The organism is Nonomuraea endophytica, assembly GCF_014203235.1.
In the GTDB taxonomy this organism is placed as follows: Bacteria; Actinomycetota; Actinomycetes; order Streptosporangiales; family Streptosporangiaceae; genus Nonomuraea; species Nonomuraea endophytica.
This window is the reverse complement of the sequence record NZ_JACHIN010000029.1, coordinates 48629-54757: the sequence shown is the minus strand read 5'-3', so window position 1 is coordinate 54757 and position 6129 is coordinate 48629. Positions and strand designations below refer to the sequence as shown.

Below are 6129 nucleotides of genomic sequence, written 5' to 3'. Positions count from 1 at the left end.
AGCAAAAACTCATCATATTCCAGACGAGGTGTTGCATGAAATACTTCATGCACTGGCTTTTAACACACTGTTGAGTTCTCAAGAAACGGACGCGTACTCTCCAGTACTGCGAGAGGCGCACATTTCGTCTGCCTCTATCTTACCAGATCCAGATGACCCTGTCAAATCGGCCATCTGGGTGGATTTGAGGCAACCCCGCTAACTTACTCCAACATCGGGCCCTTGTCCAATCAAGCGGACGCAGCCGGAAGATCCGGATCAGTCGTTGGGATGGTCCAGAGCCTAGCAGCGTTCCGATGAGCTCCGAACCCGGAGGCTCATCGGGGCGTGCTCACCCTGCGTTGAAAACTGTAGCAGCCCAACACAGGTACAACGTCCAACTTCCCGGTAACGAATGAGTCTTCCCTCCATGCGTTACCGCCAAACATCATCCAGCCGGCAGGGCCGCGAGCTGCGCCTCCAGGCGCGCGATGTCCTCGCCGGACTGCGTCGCACGTGCCCTGACCTTGGCCACCACGTCTTCGGGAGCCTTGGCCATGAACTGCTCGTTGCCCAGCTTGGCCGACACCTGGGCGGCCTCCTTGCGTGCCACGGCGAGATCCTTCTCCAGGCGCTTGCGCTCGGCCACCACGTCGATGGCCCCGGCGGTGTCGATCTCGACGCTCACCCCGGCCACCGCGAACCGCGCGGTGGCGGAGAACCCGTCACCCGGCTCCTCCAGCCGCAGCAGCGACCGGATCGCGGCCTCTTGCGCGGCGAGAGCCGTACCGGAGAGACCGAGACGTGCGGCGACCCGCTGGCCCGGCTTGAGTCCCTGGTCGGAGCGGAAGCGGCGGACCTCGGTCACCAGCTCCTGGAGCGCGGTGATCTCGGATTCGGCCGCCGGATCGCGATAGCGCGGGTCGGCGACCGGCCACTGCGCCACCATCACGGACGTGCCGCCGGTGACCGCCTGCCACAGTTCCTCGGTGACGAACGGGACCAGCGGGTGCAACAGCCGCAGCAGCGCGTCGAACACGTGGCCCAGGACCAGGCGGGTGCCCGTGCGGCCCTCGGCGATCTGGATCTTCGCCAGCTCCAGATACCAGTCGCAGACCTCGTCCCACGCGAAGTGGTAGAGCAGGTCGGAGACCTTGGCGAACTCGAATTCCTCGAAGGCGGCGTCGGCCGCCTCGATCGTGTGCTGGAGCCGGGACAGGATCCACCGGTCGGCCGCGGTGAGGTCGGAAGGGAGCTCCCCGACCGCGGCGCCGTTCATCAGCGCGAACCGCGTGGCGTTCCAGATCTTGTTGCAGAAGTTGCGCGAGCCGGCCGCCCACTCCTCGCTGACCGCCACGTCGGCGCCGGGGTTGGCGCCGCGCAACAGCGTGAAGCGGGTCGCGTCGGCGCCGAAGCGGTCGATCCAGTCGAGCGGATCCACCACGTTCCCGAAGGACTTGGACATCTTCTTGCCGTATTGGTCGCGCACCATGCCGTGCAGGGCCACCACCTGGAACGGCGGCTGCCCCTCCATCGCGTAGAGGCCGAACATCATCATCCTCGCGACCCAGAAGAACAGGATGTCGTAGCCGGTCACCAGCACCGAGGTCGGGTAGAAGCGGGACAGGTCCGCGGTCTTCTCCGGCCAGCCCAGTGTCGAGAACGGCCAGAGCGCCGAGGAGAACCAGGTGTCCAGCACGTCAGGATCCTGGGTATACCCCGCCGGAGGCTGCTCGTCCGGACCCACGCAGACGACTTCGCCGGCCGGGCCGTACCAGACCGGAATGCGGTGACCCCACCACAGCTGCCGGGAGATGCACCAGTCGTGCATGTCGTCGACCCAGTCGAAGTAGCGCTTGGCCAGCTCCGGCGGGTGGATGCGGGTACGCCCGTCGCGCACCGCGTCACCGGCCTCCTTGGCCAGCGGCCCGACGTTGACGAACCACTGCAGCGACAGGCGCGGCTCGACCACGGTCTTGCACCGCGAGCAGTGTCCGACCGAGTGCACGTAAGGCCGCTTCTCGGCGACGATGCGGCCTTCCGCGCGCAGGGCGGCCACCACGGCGGGCCGCGCCTCGAAGCGGTCGAGCCCCTGGAACGGGCCGTGGGCGGTGATGACGCCGTGCTCGTCCATGACGGTCAGCGACGGCAGCGAGTGGCGGCGGCCGATCTCGAAGTCGTTGGGGTCGTGGGCCGGGGTGACCTTGACCGCGCCGGTGCCGAAGGCCGGATCGACGTGCTCGTCGGCGACGATCGGGATGCGCCGGCCGGTGAGCGGCAGCTCCACGTACGTGCCGACCAGGTGGGTGTAGCGCTCGTCGGCGGGATTGACCGCGACGGCGGTGTCGCCGAGCATCGTCTCGGCCCGCGTGGTGGCGACGACGACCTCGTCGGAATAGCGGATGGAGACGAGCTCGCCGTCGTCCTCGCTGTGCTCGACCTCGATGTCGGAAAGTGCGGTGTGACAGCGCACGCACCAGTTGATGATGCGCTCGGCGCGATAGATGAGCCCGTCGTCGAAGAGCCGCTTGAAGATCGTCTGGACGGCGCGCGACAGGCCCTCGTCCATCGTGAACCGCTCGCGGGACCAGTCGACGCTGTCACCGAGCCGCCGCATCTGGCCGAGGATGGCGCCGCCGGACTCCTCCTTCCACTGCCAGACCTTCTCCACGAAGGCCTGGCGGCCGAGGTCGTGCCGCGACAGGCCCTCCGCGCCGAGCTTGCGCTCGACGACGTTCTGGGTGGCGATGCCCGCGTGGTCCATGCCGGGCACCCACAGCGCTTCCTTGCCGCGCATCCGCGCGCGGCGCGTCAGCGCGTCCTGGATGGAGTGGTCGAGCGCGTGGCCGATGTGCAGCACGCCCGTCACGTTCGGCGGGGGCAGGACGATGGAGTACGGCTCGCGGGAGCTGCCCGGATCGGCGCGGAAGTAGCCTTCGGATTCCCAGCGTGAGTAGCTCCGGGTCTCGACGTCGGCCGGGGTGTACTGGGTAGGCAGCTCTGGCGTTGTCACCCGGCCAAGTTTAGTGCCGCCGTTGACGGGATCGTCTCCACATGGAGAAGCGCCCCACCAACAGGCGGGGCGCTTCGTCGTGCCGGGACGAGCTAGGCCGACTTCTCGCGCGGCGGACGCTGCTGCTTGGCCAACTGGTCACGCGGGACCAGCGTCGGGATCGCGTGCTCCAGCACGGACTCGCGGGTGATGACCACCCGGGCGACGTCCTGGCGGGAGGGCACTTCGTACATGACCGACAGCAGGACCTCTTCGAGGATCGCGCGAAGACCTCGGGCACCGGTGCCGCGCAGGATCGCCTGGTCGGCGATGGCCTCCAGCGCGTCGTCGGTGAACTCCAGCTCGACGCCGTCGATCTCGAACAGCTTGCGGTACTGCTTCACCAGGGCGTTGCGCGGCTCGGTGAGGATCTGGATGAGCGCCTCGCGGTCGAGGTTGTGCACGCTGGTGATGACCGGCAGGCGGCCCACGAACTCGGGGATCATGCCGAACTTCAGCAGGTCCTCGGGCATCACGTCGCCGAAGATGTCGACGGTGTCGACCTCTTCCTTCGAGCGGATGATGGCGTTGAAGCCGATGCCCTTCTTGCCGATGCGCGACTCGATGATCTTCTCGAGGCCGGCGAAGGCGCCACCGCAGATGAACAGCACGTTGGTGGTGTCGATCTGGATGAACTCCTGGTGCGGGTGCTTGCGGCCGCCCTGCGGAGGAACCGAGGCTGTGGTCCCCTCCAGTATCTTCAGCAGCGCCTGCTGCACGCCCTCACCGGAGACGTCGCGGGTGATCGACGGGTTTTCGCTCTTGCGGGCGATCTTGTCGACCTCGTCGATGTAGATGATGCCGGTCTCGGCCTTCTTGACGTCGTAGTCAGCGGCCTGGATCAGCTTGAGCAGGATGTTCTCGACGTCCTCGCCCACATAGCCCGCCTCGGTCAGCGCGGTGGCGTCGGCGATGGCGAACGGCACGTTGAGCATCTTGGCCAGCGTCTGCGCCAGCAGGGTCTTGCCGGAGCCCGTGGGCCCGAGCAGCAGGATGTTGGACTTCGAGAGCTCTATGCCCTCGTCTCTGCCGCGGTCGCCGGACTGCACCCGCTTGTAGTGGTTGTAGACCGCCACCGAGAGCGCCTTCTTCGCCTGGTCCTGACCGATGACGTAGGCGTCGAGGAACTCGTAGATCTCCCTCGGCTTCGGCAGATTGTCCCACTTGAGTTCGGAGGACTCGGAAAGCTCCTCCTCGATGATCTCGTTGCAGAGATCGATGCACTCATCGCAGATGTATACGCCGGGACCGGCGATGAGCTTCTTGACTTGCTTCTGGCTCTTCCCGCAGAAAGAGCACTTCAGCAGGTCTCCCCCGTCGCCGATGCGTGCCACCCCAGATACTCCTTTGCGTGGGACCGCCCTGCTCCCAAGAGCAGTGTTTCCGGACTTCCTCCGGACTTGGCCGAACCGCTCAGGTTTCGACGTTACCGTCTTCTGGGCCCTCAGTGAGCCCCCTAGCGGCGAGTCGCACCGGAACGTGCCCTATTGGGCAGCGCTCCGGTGCCTCACATCACATCAGGAAGCTACGGCCTGTGCCCGCTTCTTCCTGGTCGGGATGATGTCATCGATCAGACCATACGCCTTTGCCTCTTCCGCGTTGAGAATTTTGTCGCGTTCAATGTCGCGGCGGACTTCGGCGGGTTCCTTGCCGGAGTGCTTCGCCACCATCTCCTCGAGGAGCGTGCGCATGCGAAGGATCTCGCGGGCCTGGACCTCGATGTCGCTGGCCTGGCCGCCGCCCTCGGTGGAGGGCTGGTGGATCAGGATGCGCGCGTTGGGCAGCGCCAGGCGCTTGCCCGGCGTGCCGCCGGCGAGCAACACCGCGGCGGCCGAGGCCGCCTGTCCGAGGCAGATGGTCGAGATCTCCGGCCGGACATATTGCATCGTGTCGTAAATCGCCGTCATCGCGGTGAAGGAGCCACCGGGCGAGTTGATGTAGATGCTGATGTCCCGGTCGGGGTCAAGCGACTCCAGCGTCAGCAACTGGGCCATGACGTCATTGGCCGACGCGTCGTCGATCTGCACGCCGAGGAAGATGATCCTGTCCTCGAAGAGCTTGTTGTACGGGTTCATCTCCTTCACGCCGTAAGACGTGCGCTCGACGAAGGAGGGGAGAACGTAGCGGCTCTGGATGTTCACTTCAGCTCCCCCTAGGAGACGGCGCCCGCGGAGGGCACCTGCCGTGCGTTGCGCACGACCTGGTCGATGAAGCCGTAGTCCTTGGCCTCCTCGGCCGTGAACCACCGGTCTCGGTCGGAGTCGGACTCGATCTGCTCCAGCGTCTGGCCGGTGTGCGCGGCGATCCGCTCGGCCAGCGTCTTCTTCACGTAGAGCATCTGCTCAGCCTGGATGGCGATGTCGGCGGCGGTGCCGCCGATGCCGCCGGAAGGCTGGTGCATCATGATGCGCGCGTGCGGCAGCGCGTAGCGCTTGCCCCTGGCGCCGGCCGACAGCAGGAACTGGCCCATGGAAGCGGCCAGGCCCATCGCCACCGTCGCGACGTCGTTCGGCACATACTCCATCATGTCGTATATCGCCATGCCGGCGGTCACCGAGCCGCCAGGCGAGTTGATGTAGAGCCAGATGTCGCGGTCCGGGTCGTCGGCCGCGAGCAACAGGAGCTCCGCACAAATGCGGTTGGCGATCTCGTCGTTGACCTCCTGCCCGAGCACAATGATGCGCTCACGCAGCAGGCGCTGGTAAAGCTGGTCCTCAAGCCGGAAGGACGAGCCGTTCTCACGGCCTCGCGACTCGGGCTGATTGAAGGTCGGCGGGCTGGTCACAGCTTCACCTTCCGATGCGTCGTAACGATTGGCTTTGCTTGTGACCTTAACGCGCCTCGGCTAGCGGTCATGCCCCGTCTCCCCACCTGTTCGCTGTCGGCGCAGGTGGTTGGATGCCCATACTTTACGGCGCAGCCAGCTGAGCGCCTCCCACTTCAGCTAAGTTGCTCCCGATCTGCGGGCGCTTCTCACGTCGGACATGGTTCCCGCCGTTACGACGCACTCTTGACCGGTCTCCGTGCCCCACCCTGAGCCCGCCGGAAGGGCGCCGAGCCCGCCGTCCACCCTCCCGCCGCCCGGCGCCCTCCTGCGC

General features: G+C 66.2%; 4 protein-coding genes. All 4 read right to left on the bottom strand.

The window, feature by feature from the left end; all coding sequences use genetic code 11:
• Positions 1-427: 427 nt before the first annotated feature.
• Entirely contained in the window at positions 428-2992 is a 2565-nt protein-coding gene (locus HNR40_RS52075) for a valine--tRNA ligase (protein ID WP_184976102.1), read from the bottom strand.
• A gap of 92 nt (positions 2993-3084) precedes the next feature.
• Entirely contained in the window at positions 3085-4365 is a 1281-nt protein-coding gene (clpX, locus tag HNR40_RS52070) for an ATP-dependent Clp protease ATP-binding subunit ClpX (RefSeq protein ID WP_184976099.1), read from the bottom strand.
• 183 nt (positions 4366-4548) lie between these two features.
• Positions 4549-5172 (bottom strand): ATP-dependent Clp protease proteolytic subunit, encoded by a 624-nt coding sequence (locus tag HNR40_RS52065; protein ID WP_184976096.1) that lies wholly within the window; start codon positions 5170-5172, stop codon positions 4549-4551.
• Between the two features lie 11 nt (positions 5173-5183).
• Complete coding sequence (locus HNR40_RS52060) at positions 5184-5816, bottom strand: ClpP family protease (protein WP_184976093.1); 633 nt, start codon at positions 5814-5816, stop codon at positions 5184-5186.
• Between the last annotated feature and the right edge of the window lie 313 nt (positions 5817-6129).